We start from the raw sequence: 17,723 nt of genomic DNA on the forward strand, positions 1-17,723 counted from the left end.
CGATGAATGTCAGACGATACCGGGCACGGGACATGCGCGACGCGATGCGCCAGGTCCGCGAGGAGCAGGGCGAGGACGCCGTGATCCTGTCCAGCCGCCGGGTCGACGGCTGGCTGGAGGTGGTCGCGGCCCTCGATGGCGGCGAGGCGCCCGCCGGAACGGCGGCGGGTGACGGCCGGGGTGCCCCGCGGCAGGACGACGCCGGTAGCGGGGCACGCTCCGCCCGGGAATCGGCGCGACAGGGTGTGCGCGATGAACCGGCCCCGCGCGGTGAGCACCCCCGCGCGCCGGAGCCCGCGGCGGCTTCCGCCGGCGGGGGGGCGGGTGCCGGGTCCCGGCAGCGACCGGCCCCGCAGTGGCCCACCGACCCCGAGGTGTCCGCGATGCGTCAGGAACTGCGGGATCTGCGCAGTCTGCTGACGCGGCAGTACGAAGAGAACGAGCAGGCCCGCTGGGCGGCACGGCATCCACTGGCGGCCGAATGCAAGGCGCGGCTGATGGATCTGGGCTTCCGCGAGCCGCTGGCGCGCAGCCTGTCCGGCAGCATCCTCGACGATCACACCTCGGAGGAGGCATGGGAGCGCCTGCGGGCGCGCCTGTCGGGTGCCATCGTGACCGCGCGCGCCTCCATCCTCGACGAGGGCGGGGTGCTCGCGCTGGAGGGACCGACGGGGGTCGGCAAGACCACCACCATTGCACGGATTGCACTGCGCCAGATCCGCCGCATGGGGCCGGATTCGGTCACCCTGGTCACCATGGACGCCCAGCGCATCGGCGCGACGCGGCAGTTGCAGGCCTTCGGCCAGATGGCGGGAACCGCGGTGCGTGTGGTGGAAACCGAGGCCGAGCTGCGCGAGATGGCGCGGCGCTCGGCGGGCAGCGGGCACCTGATCCTGGTGGATACCGCCGGGCAGTCGCCGCGTACCGCTCCGCGGGAACCCCTGCTGACGGACATGCCTGCGGACGTGCGCGCGGAGACCTGGCTGGTGATCGCGGCCACTACCCAGGGCATGGCCCTGCGCCGGGTGCTGGAGGCTTTCGCCCCCACGGAACCCTCGGCCCTGGTACTGACCAAGCTGGACGAGGCGGAACAGCTGGGCGAGGTGCTTTCGGTACTGCTGGACCAGCCGCTGGGTGTTGCGTTCATGAGCGACGGCCAGCGCATCGCCGAGGATTTCCATCGCGTGGATACCGGACATCTGACCCGCCTGGCGCTGCAGGAAGAGCCCGAACACGGCGAGGCCGACGCCTGGGTCGACGAGGCGATGCAGGCCTGGCGGCGGCGCGAGGCCTCGGAGCGCGAGGCCCGGCGGCCCCGATCCGAAGATGAACCCGCCGCGGGCGAGGAGCCCGCGCCGCTCGAAATGATTCAACCGGTGCTGAAGGGACATCATGTCACACAACACTAAGCCCCTGAAGGTCGTCGCGGTGGCCTCGGGCAAGGGCGGGGTCGGCAAGACCAATGTCTCGGTCAACCTGTCGGTCGGACTGGCCCGACTGGGACGCGAGGTCATGCTGTTCGATGCCGACCTGGGGCTCGCGAACGTCGATGTGCTGCTGGGCCTGCGTCCGCAGCGGACGCTGCACGACCTGGTGACCGGGGACGTCGAGGATCTGGAAGACGTGATCATCGAGGGCCCGGAGGGAATCCGCGTGGTGCCTTCCGCGTCCGGGATCGCGACCATGGCCAACCTGAGCCGGCCGGAACATCACGGCCTGATCCAGGCCTTCAGCATGTATACGCGACCGCTGGACGTGCTGGTGGTGGATACCGCGGCCGGGTTGCAGGAGTCGGTGACCAGTTTCTGTCAGGCCGTGCAGGAGACCCTGGTGGTGGTCACCGACGAGCCGGCATCGATGACCGACGCCTATGCGCTGATCAAGGTCCTGCATCGGGATCATGGCGTGAACCGGTTCCGCGTGGTCGCGAACATGGTGCAGGGCCGTGCCGGGGCGGAACGCGTGATGCAGAAGCTGCAGGCGGTTTGTTCCACCTATCTGCCGGAGGTCATACTGGATCTGGTGGGCGTGATTCCGCTGGATGATGCCCTGCGCCAGGCGGTGCAGAAACGGGCGCCGGTGGTGCAGCAGTCCCCGGGCAGCCCGGCGGGACGGGCGTTCCTCGAGCTCGCGCGCAAGGTCGACGGCTGGCCGGTGGCCCGCGGCGCCAGCGGGGGGGTTGGATTCTTCGTCGAGAGGATGCTGCAAAGCGCATGAACACGCCAAAGAACAGACTTTCGGGATACGCCCGGGCGGGGACCGGGGGACCGGATCAGCTGGTCGCGGACCACGTCGAGCTGGTGAATCGGATCGCCCATCACCTGATGGCCCGGCTGCCGGCCTCGGTCCAGGTGGATGACCTGGTGCAGGCAGGCATGGTGGGGCTGATCGAGGCCGCGCGGCAGTTCGAAGGCGGCCAGGGGGCGACCTTCGCCACCTACGCCGGGATCCGCATCCGCGGGGCGATGATCGACGAGCTGCGTCGCAGCGACTGGACGCCGCGCTCGGTGCACCGCAACAGCCGGCGGATCTCCGAGGCGATGCAGACGGTGGAGGCCCGCGAGGGCCGCGCCGCTCGCGCTCCGGAGATCGCCGAGGAGCTGGGCGTCCCGGTGGAAACCTACTACCAGATGCTGGATGATCATGCCGGTGCCCATCTGTTCGCGCTGGACGAGGTGGGCGGCCCGGAGGGCGAGGCGGATCGCGTGCTGGAAGGGCAGGAGCAGTCCCCGTCGCGGCGCATCGAGGCCGGGGAGTTCCGCGAGGAACTGGCCGGCGCACTGGGCGATCTGCCCGAGCGCGAACGACTGGTGCTCAACCTGTACTACACCGAAGAACTCAACCTGCGCGAGATCGGTGCGGTGCTGGACGTGACCGAATCGCGCGTCAGCCAGATCCGCAGCCAGGCGGTGCACCGTCTGCGGGCGCGTCTGGGCTCGTGGCTCGAAGACGTCGAGTCCCTGCAGATATTCTAAGGTTCAAACACATTCCCGGAGCGAACTGTGGACAAGGGTATGAAAATCCTGATCGTGGACGACTTCTCCACGATGCGGCGCATCATCAAGAATCTCCTGCGGGATCTTGGCTTCAACAACACCATGGAGGCCGACGACGGAAGCACCGCCCTGCCGATGCTGCAGAACGGCGACTTTGATTTCCTGATCACCGACTGGAACATGCCCAACATGCCGGGCATCGATTTATTGCGCGAGGTGCGCAAGGATGATCGGCTGAAATCGCTGCCCGTGCTGATGGTTACGGCCGAGGCGAAACGCGACCAGATCGTGGAGGCGGCGGAGGCGGGCGTGAACGGGTACATTGTGAAGCCGTTCACGGCCGAGACCCTCAAGGAAAAGATCGAAAAGATCTTTGAACGTATTGAGGCGCAAGGCTGAAAGCCATCAGTGGCCGACATGGCAAGAGAGACCCGATGACCGAACAAGAGAATGCCTCCGGGGACGACCCGCTCGCGCTGGCACGGCAGCTGGTGGGTGCTCTGGAAAGCGGTGACGAAGATAACTCGCGTCGCTTGATCCAGGAGCTCGCGCGGCCCTATGAGCGCGAGCTGTTCGATGAGCTGGGAAAACTGACCCGGGAACTGCACGAGGCGCTGGAGAGCTTCCGCGGGGACTCGCGCCTGGTGGAACTGGCCCAGGACGAGATCCCGGATGCCCGCGAGCGCCTGAGCTACGTGGTGACGCAGACCGAGCAGGCGACGCACGAGACGTTGAACGCGGTGGAGTCCTCCCTGCCCATTGCCGAGGACTTCGCCAGCCGCGCCGCGGACCTCACCGAGAAATGGACCCGGTTCCGCAACCGGGAGCTCTCGGTGGAGGAATTCCGCGAGTTTGCACGCGAACTCGATATCTTCTTCGAACAGACGGGGAAGGACACCGAGGAACTGCGGCGGCTGCTTTCGCAGGTCCTGATGGCGCAGAGCTACCAGGACCTGACCGGCCAGGTGATCCGGCGGGTGATCCAGCTGGTGACGGACCTGGAGGAAAGCCTGGTGTCGCTCATCCGGCTGTCCTCCGGCCGTCTGGAGAGAGATGTCGAACCGGAGGCGGATGAGCGGCCCCCGGAGGAGGACACGGCGAGCCGTGAGGCGGATCGACGCGGACATGGTCCGGCGGTACCCCATACTCAAGATTCGGGCACCGAGGTCGTTCAAGGACAGGACGAGGTGGATGATCTGCTGTCGAGCCTGGGATTCTAAGGTCCGCCCTGCAATCCCGCTTGACCGGCCGCCATCAGCCGACGATTCGAGTCACCGGAACGGAGAAACCGCATGGCCATCGATCCCAACGACGAAATCCTCCAGGACTTCCTGATCGAGGCGGGGGAACTGCTGGAAGGCCTGAACGAGCAGTTGATCGATCTGGAGCAGCACCCGGACGACACCGATCTACTGAATGCGGTCTTCCGCAGCTTCCACACGATCAAGGGCGGGGCAGGTTTTCTCGGGCTGGATCCGCTGGTGACGGTCTGTCACAACGCCGAGGACGTCTTCAACCTGCTGCGCAATCACGAACGTCAGGTGGACGGTCATCTGATGGACACGATGCTGCGGGTCCTGGACTCGCTCAACGTGATGTTCGGCGAACTGCGCGACGGCCAGGAGCCGACCCCGGCGCCCGAGGATCTGGTCGACACCCTGCGACGCATGGCGCGCAACGAAACGGTCCCGGCCGCCGGTGGCGGGGACGATGCCGCCCCGGTCGCGGGAGAAACGCCGGATGCAGCCCCGGCCGGGGAGGCAGCTCCGGCATCGGCCGACGACTGGCCGGCGGAGGCGCTGGAGGAAGCGGCCGAGCCGCCGTCCGCGCCGGCGCCGGCAGCGGATGACGCGCCGGGCGACGACGAAGTCCGCGTGGGTGCCGGAGACGAGATCACCGACGACGAGTTCGAGGCCCTGCTGGACAGCCTGCACGGGGACCAGCCACCGAAACCGGTGGATCCGGGCACGGCAGCGGAGTCGGCCCCGGAGGTCGCGGCCGCGGATGGCGGCGACGCGGGTGGTGGCGACGACGAGATCACCGACGATGAGTTCGAGAGCCTGCTCGACGAACTGCAGGCGAAAGGAGCCGGCCCACCCACCACGCCGGCCGAACCGGCCGAGCCGGGCCCGTCCGCCGCTGCGGAACCGGTTCCGGAAGGTTCGGCGTCCGCCGCCGGGGCCGGCGGCACCGAACACGCGGACACGGCGCCTGCCGCAGAGCCGGCGGCAGCCTCGCCCGGAGGCACGGGCGGGAAGGAACAGAAGGCGGAAAGTTCCGGTCCGGCGCCCGCGTCCGGCGGTGGGCGCGGCGGTGCTTCCGGCGGGGGTGCCGGGGGCGGCGGCCAGGGCGGTGGCGGAAATCAGGGCGAGACTTCGGTACGCGTGGATACCGAGCGCCTCGACGAGATCATGAATCTTGTGGGCGAGCTGGTGCTGGTGCGCAACCGGCTGAGCATGCTGCGCTCCGAGCACGTGGACGATGAACTGGGCAAGGCGATCAGTTCGCTGGCGCTGGTGACCTCCGACCTCCAGGCCTCGGTAATGAAGACCCGCATGCAGCCGGTGAAGAAGGTCTTCAACCGTTTCCCTCGCGTGATCCGCGATCTCTCCCGGAATCTGGGCAAGGAAATCGACCTGGAGATCTTCGGCGAGGAGACCGATCTCGACAAGAACCTGGTCGAGGCCCTGGCGGACCCGATGGTGCATCTGGTGCGCAATGCGGTGGACCACGGGATCGAGATGCCCGACGAGCGCGAGGCGGCCGGCAAGCCGCGGCGCGGCACGGTGGTCCTCGGGGCCGCCCAGGAGGGCGACCATATCGCCCTGATCATCAAGGACGACGGACGTGGTATGGATCCGGATGCGCTACGCCGCAAGGCGGTGGAAAAGGAGCTGATGGAGCCCGCGATGGCCGAGCGCATGACCGACCGCGAGGCCTTCAACGTGATCTTCATGGCCGGCTTTTCGACCAAGGCCGAGATCTCGGATGTCTCCGGCCGGGGCGTGGGCATGGACGTGGTCAAGACCAGCCTGAACCAGCTCAACGGCACCGTGGAGATCGAATCGGAGGTCGGCGTCGGCACGACGTTGCGGGTGAAGCTGCCGCTGACCCTGGCGATCCTGCCGGCGCTGATGGTGATTCTGGGCGAACGGCGTTTCGCGATCCCGCTGGCGGCGGTCTCCGAGATCCTCGATCTGGACCTCACACAGACCCATTACGTGGACGAGCAGGAAGTCATCGTGGTGCGCAACCAGACCCTGCCGATCCATTATCTGGCGCGCTGGGCGAAGCCCGGCGTGGAGCCCGAGCCCTGTGAGAACGCCCATGTAGTCGTGGTCCATGCGGCCGATCGCAAGGTCGGCCTGGTGGTGGATGGTCTTGTGGGGCAGGAAGAGGTTGTCATCAAGCCCCTGGGCCAGAATCTTCAGGGGGTCAAGGGCCTGGCGGGCGCCACCATTACCGGCGATGGTGGCATTGCACTCATTCTGGATGTCTCGGATCTGGTCACCCTGCTGGTGAATCAGGTACCGGGCAGCGGGCGAGCGCGCCGGGCCGCCCGACGAGCTGAGGGCTGAGGATGCCGGTCAAGGTTCTGGTGGTGGATGATTCCGGGTTTTTCCGACGCCGGATTGCGGAGATCCTGAACGCGGATATCGGGATCGAGGTCGTGGGCACGGCCGAGGATGGCCAGAAGGCGGTCGACGCCGTGAAGGAACTGGACCCGGATGTCGTGACCATGGACATCGAGATGCCGGTGATGGACGGCATCACGGCGGTCCGCAAGATCATGGCCGACCATCCGCGGCCGATCCTGATGTTCTCCAGCCTGACCACCGAGGGTGCCCAGGCAACCCTGGACGCGCTGGAGGCCGGTGCGGTCGACTTTCTGCCCAAACGCTTCTCCGACATGGCCGGGGACGAAGACAGTGCGCGTGCCCTGCTGCGCCGGCGGGTCCGCAGCCTGGCACGCAGCCGCGCTCGTTCCTCCAGCGCGCCGGGAGGGGACCGGCCGAAAACCGAGGCACCGGTCTCGGAACGCCGTCAGGCGGCGGACCGCAAGGCGAGCGAAACCGCGCGCGAGACCCCCAAGCCGCCGGTGGCCCGTCCGCCGGCACCGCTCAGCTCCCTGCGCGCGGTGCTGATCGGGACCTCCACCGGCGGGCCGGTGGCGTTGCAGGAGGTGCTCAAGCACCTGCCGGCGAACTTTCCGCTCCCGGTGGTGCTGGTCCAGCACATGCCGGCAAGCTTCACCCCGGCGTTCGCCGAACGACTGGACGCGATCTGCCCGATCCGCATCAAGCAGGCGGTGGACGGCGACTTTCTGCGTCCGGGCACGGCTCTGCTGGCCCCCGGTGGCCAGCAGCTGACGCTGGAACGCGGTTCCCAGACCCGCGTGCGGGTGACCGAGAGTCCGGCGGGCACCATCTACAAGCCGAGCGTGGACGCGGCCTTCGAATCGGCCGTCGATGCGCTGCGCGGCCAGGTCCTGGCCGTCATCCTGACCGGCATGGGGGCGGACGGCCGCGAGGGCGTGCGCGCGCTGAAGGGTTGCGGGGCCCAGGTGTGGTCACAGGATGCGGCGACCTCGGTGGTGTACGGCATGCCGGCGGCCGTCGCGGAGGCCGGATTGACGGACCACGTGTATCCGTTGCAGGAGATCGGGCCGGCACTGGTCAAGGGGTTCTGCTGACGTGGATATCCTGAGCCTCATCGGGATTCTCCTGGGGCTCGTTGCGGTGCTGGGCGGCAGCATCGCCAAGGGTAGCGGGATCGGTGCGCTGTGGAATGCCGCGGCATTCATCATCGTGGTGCTGGGAACCCTCGGCGCGACGCTGGTGCAGGCGCGCCTGGGAGTCTTCATGCACGGCATGAAGATGCTGCCGTGGGTCTTTCGTCCGCCGGCGATCGACAACGCTGCGATGATTCGCCGCGTGGTGGAATGGTCGAACATCGCGCGCAAGGAAGGACTTCTCGGACTGGAGAGCGTAGCCGAAGAGGAACGCGACCCGTTCGCCCGCAAGGGGCTGCAGCTGCTGGTGGACGGATCCGAACCGCAGGTGATCCGGCAGATCCTGGAATCCGACGTGGACAACCGCGAGGCCTTCGATCTGCAAGGCGCCAAGGTCTTCGAGAGCATGGGGGTGTATGCGCCCACGCTCGGCATCGTGGGCGCGGTCATGGGGCTGATGGCGGTAATGCAGAACCTGACCGATCCGGATCGCCTGGGCGCCGGGATCGCGGCCGCGTTCGTGGCCACGGTCTACGGGATCGCTTCGGCGAATCTGCTGTTCCTGCCGGTGGCCAACAAGCTGAAGGCACTGGTGCAGGAACGCTCCCGTCACCAGGAGATGCTGATGGAGGGTCTGATCGCGATCGCGGAGGGAGAGAACCCCCGCAATATCGAGAGCAAGCTCGGCGGCTACGTGCACGGGTAGGACGAACATGGCCCGGCGCAAACATCAGGAGGAGGAAGCCAACCACGAAGCCTGGGCAATCCCCTACGGCGATCTTGTGACGCTGCTGCTCGCGTTTTTCGTGGTGATGTATGCGATCTCCTCGGTCGACGAAGGCAAGTACCGGGTGCTGTCCGACTCGCTGGTGGAAGCCTTCGGCACCCCGGGGCAGCTGGAACCGATCCAGGTCGGCGATCCCGGTGTGGTCGCACCACCGTCGGACGCAGACGTACCGCGTTCGCTGGCGCCCATCGACATCCGGCCGGGGCTGCTGGACGAGGGCCCGCAAGCTCTGGACCGGGCGGCCTCGGGTCTGTTCGAGGAGCGCGGTGACGAAGACCTGCAGGGCCTGCTGGACGAGATCGCCGAGGTCGCCGCCGAGATCGAATCGGCGATGGCACCGATGATCGAGGACGGACAGGTGGACGTGACGCGGGACACCTACTGGCTGGAGATCGAGATCACCAGCCAGTTGCTGTTCCCCAGCGCCGAGGCCACCCTGAACCCGGACGCGGAGCCCGTGCTGGAAGATATCGCGGGGGTGCTGGCGCCGCGCGCGGCGCGCATTCACGTCGAGGGGCATACCGACAATGTGCCGATTACCACCGCGGTCTATCCTTCCAACTGGGAACTGTCCGCCGCGCGGGCGGCCACAGTGGTCAGGATGTTCGAACAACAGGGCATGGACCCGGCCGACATGGTGGCGCTGGGGCACGGGGAATATCGACCGGTGGCGGACAACGAGACCGCGGCCGGGCGGGCGGAAAACCGCCGGGTGGCGATCGTGGTGCTGCCCGGGGCTCCCCCGCGCGAAGACGGACAACGGGAACCGGAACAGCTGCGCGACGAATTGCCGTCGCCGTAGCCACGAGAGGACGTCGCATGAAGATCTGGGCAGTGGCCAACCAGAAGGGCGGGGTGGGCAAGACCACCACGACGGTGACCCTGGGCGGACTGCTGTCCGGTCCGGACCAGCGTGTGCTGCTGGTGGACATGGACCCTCACGGCTCGCTCACCGCGTATTTCGGACACGACCCCGAGACCGCGACGCGTGGCGTGTACGAACTGTTCAATCAGGCGGTGGAAGGCGAGCGTCCGGACCCGGCCGGGCTGATACGCGAGACACCGTTCCCGGGACTGGATCTGCTGACCGCGAGTACCGCGCTGGCGACGCTTGACCGTCAGCTCGGTACGCGGGGCGGCATGGGGCTGGTGCTGCGCCATGCCCTGGAGGGCGTGCAGGACGACTACGACTATGTCCTGATGGATTGCCCGCCGATGCTGGGCGTGCTGATGGTGAACGCCCTGGCGGCCTGCGACGAACTGCTGGTCCCGGTACAGACGGAATTCCTCGCCCTGAAGGGGCTGGAGCGCATGATCAACACCCTGACGATGGTCCAGAAATCGCGCAAGGCACAGCTGAACTACCGCATCATCCCGACCCTGTTCGACCGGCGAACCCGCGCGGCGCACGAGGCGCTGGCCGAGTTGCGGCGGCAGTACGGCGACGAGGTCTGGTCCGGGGTGATTCCGGTGGATACCAAGTTCCGTGATGCCTCCAGCGCAGGACAGCCGCTGTGCTTCATGATCCCGGATGCCCGCGGCGTGCTGGCCTATGCCGACCTGCTGGAAACCATCGGCGGACGGCTGCCCCGGACCCATGGGGAGAGGAGACAGGCAAAATGAGCCGTCACCGGCAACAGAACGGGCCGCTGCTCGCCGAGCCGCAGGCCCTCGAGGACTACTTCGGCGACCTGCTGGATGCGCCGGAGCCGGCCCCCGCCGAACAGGAGGAAGAACGACCCGCGCAGAACCCCCGTACTCGGGTGGCGGAGGCGCCGCCGGGTCCGCGCAGCCTGATGCGCGACGACATCCTGGAGCCGGCAGACACCCCGGTGGAGGTTCCGGCGAGCGAACTGGCGCCGGTTTCCGGCCCCGCCGCGCCGCCGCCGGAAACTCCCGTGGGTCCGACGTATCCCCGGCCGGAGAAACCATTCTCGGCCCTGGTGATCGAAGCCGGGCCCCTGACCCTGCTGGCACCCCTGGTGGATCTCGGCGGCGTGACGCCGCTGGATCAGCTGAACATCCGCCCGACGCCGGCGCATTCCCCCTGGTATCTGGGGATCGCGGACAGCAAGCAGGGGCGGGTGCAGTTGATCGACCTGGCCGCCATCGTGACGCCGTCGGACCGGGAGTACGAACCGGACACCGCGCGTCAGGTGGTCTTCCTCGCGAACTCGCGCTTCGCGCTGGCCTGCCGGGCGATCCACGGGACCCGCACGATCGATCCCGAGCAGTTGCGCTGGCGCAGCGAACGGCGCCGGCTGCCGTGGCTGGCGGGCGTGGATCGCGAGAAGATGGCGACCCTGCTGGACCTGACGGCATTGCACGGCAGTCTCGAGGCCGGGGACTGGGAGTCCGGCCAGGAGTGAACCACCGGCCGGAGCAGGTGGCATTCAAGTCGCCGGGACGTCGGCCGTTACATTGAAAAAGAATCCATGTTGCGTGTCCGTCCCGCGGACACGACCGCTCCAAGAGGATGAGCATGAGCGCACAAGACGTTGAATCCATGGCCAAGGCCGATACCGCTCCGTACGTAACCTTCAGCCTGGCCGACGAGACCTACGCCATCGACGTGCTCCAGGTCCAGGAGGTGCTGAAGGTGTCGGACATCGCGCCGGTACCCGGCGTACCGGATTACATCCTCGGCATCATCAACCTGCGCGGCAACGTGGTCACGGTGATTGATGCGCGTCGGCGCATGGGGCTGGAGGATCGCGAGCCGGACGATGCCTCGCGTATCGTCATCATCGACGTGGACGATCAGAACGTGGGGATCCTGGTGGATTCGGTGTCCGAGGTGGTACGGATTTCGCCCGACAGCGTGGAGGCGGCGCCGGAGGTCGGCAACGACGAAAGCAGCCGTTTCATCCAGGGCGTAACCAGTACCGAAGCGGGTCTGACCATTCTGGTCGACCTGAACAAGCTCCTCTCCGACGAGGAGTGGGCGCAGCTGCGGGAGCTGTAGCTCGGCGCTGGCTTCGCCCGGTCGGGCGGGACGGCGCACCGATGCACGGGCAGACCGTGCGGGAGGTAAAAAAATGGTGGACGAGCTCCAGCACGACCGTTCCGTACGGCCGCTTTACCCGGTCCTCAGGCCACCTCGCGACGTGCGTCCGGTGCACACCAGTGTGGCCGGCCACGCCCTCAGCGACGACCATGATCGCGACCCGATCCTGCGCCCCGGGATCCCCCCGGCCCAGCAGAAACCGCCACGCCTGGCCGAACGCGAACGGCGCCGGGGCGGGCGGATCGACGAATACGCCTGATTGCCGTCGCATCGCATCTCCGGACTGGCCTCGGACCGTGACTTCACGCGACAATCGGGCCAGCCAACGGGGAGCACGGGTTGATGGGAGAGAATCTACTGGTCTGGCTTGCGGCGGGGATCGCGCTGCTGGCCACCATCGTGGCGGGATTCGCCGTTGCGCTGGTGCTGCTGCTGCGGCGGCAGCTCACGGCTCTGCGGCAGGACTACCAGCGCCAGGCGACCTCCCTGATGGCCCTGCAGGGGGCGATGAAGGTCCTGTCCGAGGGGGTAATCAATCACGGTCAGGCGCAGGCTTCGGTACAGCGGGCGCTGGAACGCCTGCACGACCAGCACACCGAGCTGCGTGCGCGTGACCCGGACCAGGGGTCGTACGAGAAAGCCATCCAGCTGGTCCGCGAGGGTTATCCGCGCGAGGAAGTCCGCCGGCTCTGCAGCCTGACCGCCGCGGAACTGGACCTGATCTACAGCCTGCACGGTGCCGGGAGCGCGCGTGACGACGACTGACGGGGGCTGATCAGGATCGTCCGAGGTCCTCCGGCGTGATCCCCGCCAGCAGGAACACGAAGGCCAGTACCTCCGCCACGGCAACGTAAAGCTCCTCGGGGATCTCCTCGCCCAGCGGCACCTGGGCCAGGGCCTCGGTCAGCGCGGCGTCCTGATGCAGCGGGATATCGTGTTCCTCGGCGATCCGGAGGATCTCCCCCGCCGTCACCCCGGCGCCCGACGCGGTGATGCGCGGTGCCTGCCGGCGATCCCACTCCAGGGCGACGGCCCGGTCATGCCCCGGTGCCCCCGTGGCCNNGGCCACGGGTCATGCTTGTTCGTCCAGCATGCCGTGCGCCCGGTCCGGCCGGGCCTGCGGATCGGTATCCACGTCGCCCTGGCGCACCGCAAGACTCGCCGGTTCCAGGTCGCGCGCGGCCAGGTTGTCGCGCAGGGACCCCTGGCCGGCCTGCAGGCGTTCCACGGTCTCCGCACGTTCGGCGGTAAAATGTACGTGCAGTTGTCCGGCCCGTGAATGCAGCACGATGAGGGTCGGACCCAGGGCCGGCAGATCGAGGGTCAGGTGACAGCGCCAGTCGCCTTCGGTGGCCCCGTCGTGCTCGCCGGCGTGTCGTTCGATCTCGCCATGCAGGCCCTGTACCCCCTGCGGGGTGCGAAACGGCAGTTCGAACAGCCAGCGCTGAGGATCCGCTCCGTCGCCGGTGGCCTGCAGCTGGAGACTGGCGAGGCGAGCCAGCATGCCCTCCAGCAGCGGGCCCGTCCCGCCCGCGGGGGCCGACCCGGCACCGCCGCCCGGGCCGGTACCGGGCATCTGCCGCAGGGCGTCGGCCGCCCGCAGCAGCCGGGCTTTGAGGTCGCCCGACACGTTCGGGCCCGCGCTGCCCGGTGTGCCGGACTGGGCCAGCATGGACTCCAGCCACACCCCGGAGGCACGCGTCGCCTGCTGCAGCCCTTCGGGGCGGGTCAGGCCGGAGGCGTCGGGGAGACCGCGCACCAGGGCGTCGATGCGCGTCGAGGCCGTGTCGGCGCGGGGGTCCGGAGGCGTTGCCGCGGCGGAGAGGGCCTGCAGCGTTGGCGCCAGGGCGCGCGCCGCGGGCAGGGTCCGGCGCAGCAAGGCCGCCAGGCGATCCGTCTCCGCCGGCGACCCGGTCCCGATGCCCGGTGAACCCGCGGACGGCAGGAGCCGCACTTCCAGCGAGGGCGAGCTGCGCGTGACCTCGGCCGTCAGGCGCTGGCCGCTTTCGGCACGGGCAGCCAGCGCCTCGGACATCGCGCCGGCCAGCCGAGCGACCATCACGCCGGGGCGATCGCCACTACCACCGCTACCACCCCCGGTGGCGGGCACTTGCAGCCGGACGTTGCCGTCCGCCAGGCGCTCGATCATGCGGACCTCCATCCGCTGTCCAACGGCGGCCAGCGGATCGCGGACCCCGCCGGCACGCGCACCGTCCGCGGAGGCGGGGAGGGGTAGCAGAGGACGCGAGCCGGTGAAATCGCCCATGGGAACGCTCTTCTCGCTGGAATGCCGAATCAGCATGGCACAAAGCCCGGCTCGGGCGGAATCTCGGGCACGAGCATGCCTGCTTGTCACAAGGGCCGCGGCCGGGCAGGCTCCTGCCGCGTCGAGTCATTTATTCATCAACAGAGGAAACAACATGTCCAAGCTGCGTGTACTCATGGTCTGCATGGGTAACATCTGTCGTTCGCCGATGGCACATGGCGTACTCGAACAGCGCCTGCGCGAGCGCGGGCTGGAGAACGTGATCGAAGTCGATTCTGCCGGGACCCATGGCTACCACATCGGCTCCGGGCCGGATCCCCGGGCGCGCGATGAAGCCCGGGGCCGCGGCTACGACATCAGCCACCTGCGCGCGCGCCAGCTGGAGCGCGAAGATTTCGATGAATTCGACTACATCCTGGTAATGGACGAGGCGAACGAGCGGATTGCTCGCCAGTTGCAGGGCAAGGATACGCGCGCGCGCCTGCAACGCTTCCCCGAGTACGCCGTGAACCGGCCGGAAACCGAGGTCCCGGACCCGTATTACGGTGGAGGGGAGGGTTTCGTCCATGTGATGGACCTGGTCGAGGCGGCCGCGGACGGCCTGCTCGCGCACTTCGAACGCGAGCACGGCATCAGGCCGCGGAAGGGATCCACTGGCTGACCGGGAATCCCGCCTCCACAGGTACATGCCTGCGGGGACGGGATTCATGGAACCGGGCCTCAGTCCTTCTTCGACCCGGAACCGTCTGCGTCCGTCTCGCCGCCGGTGTCTGCGGGCGCGCTGTCCGCGGGCTTGCTGTCCCCGGCGTCCGCCGCCGGGCTGGCGTCGGAGGCCTCGCTCGCGGGTGCGCTCTTGCGGGACCGGGTCGAGCTCGTGCGGCGACGGCGGCTGGACGGGGCCGTGCTGGCCTCCGGGGATTCGTCGGATGATCCGGCTTCGGGCGCGGATGCGGAAGCCGCGTCGCTGGCGGGCTCCGTCACCGGCTCCGCGCTGCCCTCGTCACTCGTATCGCCCTCCGCCTTTTGCGCAGCCCGCGAACGTCCGCGGCTGCCGGAGGAACGCCGCCGACGGCTGCTGCTTCCACTCGCGTCTTCGCCGGTGTCATCGCTGGCCGCCTCCGGAGCCTGCTCCGCCTGTGCCTCGGCCGGGGCCTCGTTGTCCGCGTCCCCTTCGCTGGCGGCGGATTCCTTCTTTTTCGCCGGCTTGCGGGTGCGGGGCTTCCGCCCGCCGGATGCCGATGCCGCCTCGCTGTCTTCCTGCGAGGGGCTCGGCTCCGGCGCTTCGGCGTCCGGCGCCGGTTCGGCGTCGGAGCGGACCGGGGTGGTGGCCTGCGATCCGGATTCACTGCTGTCGGCCGTGGGCTCGCCGGAGTCGGTGCCGCCGGAATCGGTGGCGTTGGCGTCCTGGTCGTCACGGGGCTCCTGGCTGTCCGCTGCCGCGTCGCTGCTGCGGGCACGGCCACCGCGACGCCGGCCACCACGGCGGGAACGCCGGCTGCGGGTCCGCCCCTTGCCGTCATCCCCGCTGTCCTCGCCGCTACCGGAGGTCTCCGGCGCACGATCCGCGGCTTCCTGTGTGGTGGCCTCTACGGGCGTATCCGCGCTGGTTTCGGCCGTCTTCGGGCCTTCATTCGCGCCTTCAGGGGCGGTCTTGTCGTCGCTTTTGTCTTCACCCTTGCGGGACTTGTCGGCGCCGCCGGCCTTGCCGGAACGCCCGCCGCCGGCGGACTTGCCCTTGCCTTCGCCGGGGTCGCTGGTCCTCTCCTTGCGCGGCTTGTCATCACCTTCGGGCTTGCCGCCGTTGCGGCCGCCACCCTTGCCGGTGCGCGTTTCCTCCCCGGACTTGTCGGGTTTGTCGGACTTGCGGGACTTGTCACCCTTGCCGCCGCGGGAACGGCGGTTGCCGCCATTGCCACCGCTGTCGCCACTCCTGTCGCCGGACTTGCGGTTGCGATCCGGCCCGCGCTCGCCACCCTTGCCACGGCGCCGGCCACGCGCTTCGCCCTCTGCCGGCGTGTCCGCTTCGGTCGGCGTGCCGGCGGTGCTGGCCGGGGGACGGCTGTTGGGGAACAGCGCGGACCAGATGCGTCCGAAGAAGCCAGGCTGGGCTACCGGTTCCGGCGGCGGCCCGGCCGGAGCGGAGGGGGCCGCACCGGTCGGCGGCGCGGCCGGGGACTCCGGCGGTGGTGCGGATACCCTGACGCCCTGAACCAGCGGCTTTTCCGGCTTCTGCCGACGCTCCTGGTGCGGGTCCGGGTCTTCCTCCACGATCTCCACCAGCTGGTGGCTGCTGCGATCGCTGACCACGTCCTCGCGTTCGTCGCCGCGCACGCGCTGCACGGTGAAATGCGGGGTAAAGAACTGCGGGTTGGGGATGATGCTGATCTCGACCCCATGACGCTCTTCGATCTCGCCGATGGCCTGGCGCTTCTCGTTGAGCAGGAAGGTGCCCACGTCCACCGGGACCTGGGCCAGGACCAGGCCCGTACGGTCCTTCATGCCTTCCTCCTCCATCAGGCGCAGGATGGACAGCGCCATGGATTCCACGCTGCGGATCTGGCCGTGGCCGTGGCAGCGCGGGCAGGTGATCTGACTGGATTCGCCCAGCGAGGAACGCAGCCGCTGGCGCGACATTTCCAGCAGCCCGAAGCGGCTGATGCGGCCGACCTGAACGCGCGCGCGGTCCATCTCCAGCGCCTCGCGCAGGCGGTTCTCGACCTCGCGCTGATGCTTGTTGGCGCTCATGTCGATGAAGTCGATGACGATCAGGCCGCCGAGATCACGGATCCGCAGCTGCCGCGCGACTTCCTCGGCCGCTTCCAGGTTGGTGTGGAAGGCCGTCTCCTCGATGTCGCCGCCCTTGGTCGAGCGCGCCGAGTTGACGTCGATGGAGATCAGCGCCTCGGTATGGTCGATCACCAGGGCACCGCCGGACGGCAGCTGCACCTCGCGGTCAAAGGCACTCTCGATCTGGCTTTCGATCTGGTAGCGGTTGAACAGCGGGACCGGGTCGGTGTAGTGCTTCAGCTTGCGCAGGCTGTTAGGCATGACCATGCGCACGAACTCGTCGGCCTGTTCGTAGATGGTGTCATCGTCGATGATCACCTCGCCGACATCGGTGCGCATGTGGTCGCGCAGGGCACGGATGATGACGTTGCTTTCCTGGTGGATCAGGGCAGGGGCCCGGGCCTTTTTCGAGGCCTCGGTCACCGCCGACCACAGCGCTGTCATGTAATCGAGGTCCCACTGGAGCTCTTCGGTGCTGCGGCCGACACCGGCGGTGCGGGCAATCAGGCCCATCTCTTCGGGGATGTTCAGGCCCGACAGAGCCTCGCGCAGTTCGGCCCGGTCCTCGCCCTCGATACGGCGCGAGACGCCGCCGGCCTTCGGGTTGTTGGGCATCAGGACCAGGTAGCGCCCGGCCAGGCTGATGAAGGTCGTGAGCGCCGCCCCCTTGGTGCCACGCTCTTCCTTTTCGACCTGGACCAGGATCTCCAGGCCTTCCTTCAGGAACTCGCGGACGGGCTTGTCGCTGTCGGCCGGTGCCCCCACCGCCGAATGCGCGATTTCCTTGAACGGCAGGAAGCCGTGGCGGTCAGCCCCGAAGTTGACGAAGGCCGCTTCGAGGCTGGGCTCGACGCGGGTGATCTTCGCCTTGTAGATGTTGGCTTTCTTGCGCTCGCGCGAGGGAAGTTCGATGTCGAGGTCGTACAGCCGCTGGCCGTCGACCATGGCGACGCGCAGCTCTTCCGGCTGCGTTGCGTTGATCAGGATGCGTTTCATGCGATGGACTCGTTGGGGCGTCCCGCTGCTCCCCGACAGGGCCGGTCGGGCGGGCGGTGACCGTGCGGCACGGATGCTGTGCTGAAAGAGTGCGCGCAGGGGCGGCGCGTAGCGTGAGCCAGCGCGCCAGCCAGGTATTCACCAGCAGCCAC

18 protein-coding genes are annotated in these 17,723 nt (G+C 68.4%); 15 read left to right on the forward strand and 3 right to left on the reverse strand.

Annotated features, from left to right (window positions below; all coding sequences use genetic code 11):
* Positions 1-2 precede the first annotated feature (2 nt).
* The 14 genes from flhF to B1A74_RS00940 all read left to right on the forward strand — a co-directional run bounded on the left by flhF (position 3) and on the right by B1A74_RS00940 (position 12,287).
* Complete coding sequence (gene flhF / locus B1A74_RS00875) at positions 3-1,409, forward strand: flagellar biosynthesis GTPase FlhF (RefSeq protein WP_077243504.1); 1,407 nt, start codon at positions 3-5, stop codon at positions 1,407-1,409.
* Positions 1,393-2,217: a MinD/ParA family protein gene (locus tag B1A74_RS00880; protein ID WP_019570004.1), complete on the forward strand. Its 825-nt coding sequence runs from the start codon at positions 1,393-1,395 to the stop codon at positions 2,215-2,217. The genes flhF and B1A74_RS00880 overlap by 17 nt, the downstream gene beginning before the upstream one ends.
* Positions 2,214-2,975 carry an RNA polymerase sigma factor FliA gene (locus B1A74_RS00885; protein ID WP_018945948.1) on the forward strand — a complete coding sequence of 254 codons (762 nt, stop codon included), beginning with the start codon at positions 2,214-2,216 and terminating at the stop codon, positions 2,973-2,975. The genes B1A74_RS00880 and B1A74_RS00885 overlap by 4 nt, the downstream gene beginning before the upstream one ends.
* Before the next feature lie 39 nt (positions 2,976-3,014).
* Positions 3,015-3,395 (forward strand): chemotaxis response regulator CheY, encoded by a 381-nt coding sequence (locus B1A74_RS00890; RefSeq protein ID WP_026287584.1) that lies wholly within the window; start codon positions 3,015-3,017, stop codon positions 3,393-3,395.
* A gap of 35 nt (positions 3,396-3,430) precedes the next feature.
* Positions 3,431-4,216 (forward strand): protein phosphatase CheZ, encoded by a 786-nt coding sequence (locus tag B1A74_RS00895; protein WP_077243505.1) that lies wholly within the window; start codon positions 3,431-3,433, stop codon positions 4,214-4,216.
* Between the two features lie 72 nt (positions 4,217-4,288).
* The gene (locus B1A74_RS00900) at positions 4,289-6,574 is read left to right on the forward strand and encodes a chemotaxis protein CheA (RefSeq protein ID WP_077243506.1); all 2,286 of its coding nucleotides are present in this window, start codon (positions 4,289-4,291) and stop codon (positions 6,572-6,574) included.
* Between the two features lie 2 nt (positions 6,575-6,576).
* Complete coding sequence (locus B1A74_RS00905) at positions 6,577-7,689, forward strand: protein-glutamate methylesterase/protein-glutamine glutaminase (RefSeq protein ID WP_018945952.1); 1,113 nt, start codon at positions 6,577-6,579, stop codon at positions 7,687-7,689.
* Between the two features lies 1 nt (position 7,690).
* Positions 7,691-8,434 (forward strand): flagellar motor protein, encoded by a 744-nt coding sequence (locus tag B1A74_RS00910; RefSeq protein WP_018945953.1) that lies wholly within the window; start codon positions 7,691-7,693, stop codon positions 8,432-8,434.
* 7 nt (positions 8,435-8,441) lie between these two features.
* Positions 8,442-9,317, forward strand: coding sequence for a flagellar motor protein MotD (gene motD, locus B1A74_RS00915; protein ID WP_077243507.1), 876 nt, complete (start codon positions 8,442-8,444; stop codon positions 9,315-9,317).
* Between the two features lie 17 nt (positions 9,318-9,334).
* Complete coding sequence (locus tag B1A74_RS00920) at positions 9,335-10,138, forward strand: ParA family protein (RefSeq protein WP_018869467.1); 804 nt, start codon at positions 9,335-9,337, stop codon at positions 10,136-10,138.
* Positions 10,135-10,884 (forward strand): chemotaxis protein CheW, encoded by a 750-nt coding sequence (locus B1A74_RS00925; protein ID WP_077243508.1) that lies wholly within the window; start codon positions 10,135-10,137, stop codon positions 10,882-10,884. Before B1A74_RS00920 ends, B1A74_RS00925 begins: the two co-directional genes overlap by 4 nt.
* 137 nt (positions 10,885-11,021) lie before the next feature.
* Positions 11,022-11,480 (forward strand): chemotaxis protein CheW, encoded by a 459-nt coding sequence (locus B1A74_RS00930; RefSeq protein WP_018869465.1) that lies wholly within the window; start codon positions 11,022-11,024, stop codon positions 11,478-11,480.
* A gap of 73 nt (positions 11,481-11,553) precedes the next feature.
* Complete coding sequence (locus B1A74_RS00935) at positions 11,554-11,781, forward strand: hypothetical protein (protein WP_018869464.1); 228 nt, start codon at positions 11,554-11,556, stop codon at positions 11,779-11,781.
* A gap of 83 nt (positions 11,782-11,864) precedes the next feature.
* Complete coding sequence (locus B1A74_RS00940; RefSeq protein ID WP_018869463.1) at positions 11,865-12,287, forward strand: DUF2802 domain-containing protein; 423 nt, start codon at positions 11,865-11,867, stop codon at positions 12,285-12,287.
* Positions 12,288-12,297: 10 nt separating this feature from the next.
* On the opposite strand, the gene B1A74_RS00945 is transcribed toward B1A74_RS00940, so the two are convergent.
* Both B1A74_RS00945 and fliK read right to left on the reverse strand, forming a co-directional pair.
* Positions 12,298-12,591 (reverse strand): EscU/YscU/HrcU family type III secretion system export apparatus switch protein, encoded by a 294-nt coding sequence (locus tag B1A74_RS00945; RefSeq protein ID WP_077243509.1) that lies wholly within the window; start codon positions 12,589-12,591, stop codon positions 12,298-12,300.
* Between the two features lie 3 nt (positions 12,592-12,594).
* Entirely contained in the window at positions 12,595-13,788 is a 1,194-nt protein-coding gene (gene fliK, locus B1A74_RS00950; RefSeq protein WP_026288861.1) for a flagellar hook-length control protein FliK, read from the reverse strand.
* 154 nt (positions 13,789-13,942) lie between these two features.
* On the opposite strand from fliK, the gene B1A74_RS00955 reads away from it, so the two are divergent.
* Positions 13,943-14,449: a low molecular weight protein-tyrosine-phosphatase gene (locus tag B1A74_RS00955; RefSeq protein WP_018945958.1), complete on the forward strand. Its 507-nt coding sequence runs from the start codon at positions 13,943-13,945 to the stop codon at positions 14,447-14,449.
* 59 nt (positions 14,450-14,508) lie between these two features.
* Here the strand turns inward: B1A74_RS00955 and B1A74_RS00960 are convergent, their stop codons facing one another.
* Positions 14,509-17,571: an Rne/Rng family ribonuclease gene (locus B1A74_RS00960; protein WP_077243510.1), complete on the reverse strand. Its 3,063-nt coding sequence runs from the start codon at positions 17,569-17,571 to the stop codon at positions 14,509-14,511.
* Positions 17,572-17,723 lie beyond the last annotated feature (152 nt).

Origin of the sequence: Thioalkalivibrio halophilus (assembly GCF_001995255.1) — a bacterium.
GTDB lineage: Bacteria > Pseudomonadota > Gammaproteobacteria > Ectothiorhodospirales > Ectothiorhodospiraceae > Thioalkalivibrio > Thioalkalivibrio halophilus.

Bases quoted from the DNA above. Each gene is read 5' to 3' on its own strand.
- flhF (WP_077243504.1), top strand. From the start codon at position 3: ATGAATGTCAGACGATACCGGGCACGGGACATGCGCGACGCGATGCGC.
- B1A74_RS00880 (WP_019570004.1), top strand. From the start codon at position 1,393: ATGTCACACAACACTAAGCCCCTGAAGGTCGTCGCGGTGGCCTCGGGC.
- B1A74_RS00885 (WP_018945948.1), top strand. From the start codon at position 2,214: ATGAACACGCCAAAGAACAGACTTTCGGGATACGCCCGGGCGGGGACC.
- B1A74_RS00890 (WP_026287584.1), top strand. From the start codon at position 3,015: ATGAAAATCCTGATCGTGGACGACTTCTCCACGATGCGGCGCATCATC.
- B1A74_RS00895 (WP_077243505.1), top strand. From the start codon at position 3,431: ATGACCGAACAAGAGAATGCCTCCGGGGACGACCCGCTCGCGCTGGCA.
- B1A74_RS00900 (WP_077243506.1), top strand. From the start codon at position 4,289: ATGGCCATCGATCCCAACGACGAAATCCTCCAGGACTTCCTGATCGAG.
- B1A74_RS00905 (WP_018945952.1), top strand. From the start codon at position 6,577: ATGCCGGTCAAGGTTCTGGTGGTGGATGATTCCGGGTTTTTCCGACGC.
- motD (WP_077243507.1), top strand. From the start codon at position 8,442: ATGGCCCGGCGCAAACATCAGGAGGAGGAAGCCAACCACGAAGCCTGG.
- B1A74_RS00920 (WP_018869467.1), top strand. From the start codon at position 9,335: ATGAAGATCTGGGCAGTGGCCAACCAGAAGGGCGGGGTGGGCAAGACC.
- B1A74_RS00925 (WP_077243508.1), top strand. From the start codon at position 10,135: ATGAGCCGTCACCGGCAACAGAACGGGCCGCTGCTCGCCGAGCCGCAG.
- B1A74_RS00930 (WP_018869465.1), top strand. From the start codon at position 11,022: ATGGCCAAGGCCGATACCGCTCCGTACGTAACCTTCAGCCTGGCCGAC.
- B1A74_RS00935 (WP_018869464.1), top strand. From the start codon at position 11,554: ATGGTGGACGAGCTCCAGCACGACCGTTCCGTACGGCCGCTTTACCCG.
- B1A74_RS00940 (WP_018869463.1), top strand. From the start codon at position 11,865: ATGGGAGAGAATCTACTGGTCTGGCTTGCGGCGGGGATCGCGCTGCTG.
- fliK (WP_026288861.1), bottom strand. From the start codon at position 13,788: ATGGGCGATTTCACCGGCTCGCGTCCTCTGCTACCCCTCCCCGCCTCC.
- B1A74_RS00955 (WP_018945958.1), top strand. From the start codon at position 13,943: ATGTCCAAGCTGCGTGTACTCATGGTCTGCATGGGTAACATCTGTCGT.
- B1A74_RS00960 (WP_077243510.1), bottom strand. From the start codon at position 17,571: ATGAAACGCATCCTGATCAACGCAACGCAGCCGGAAGAGCTGCGCGTC.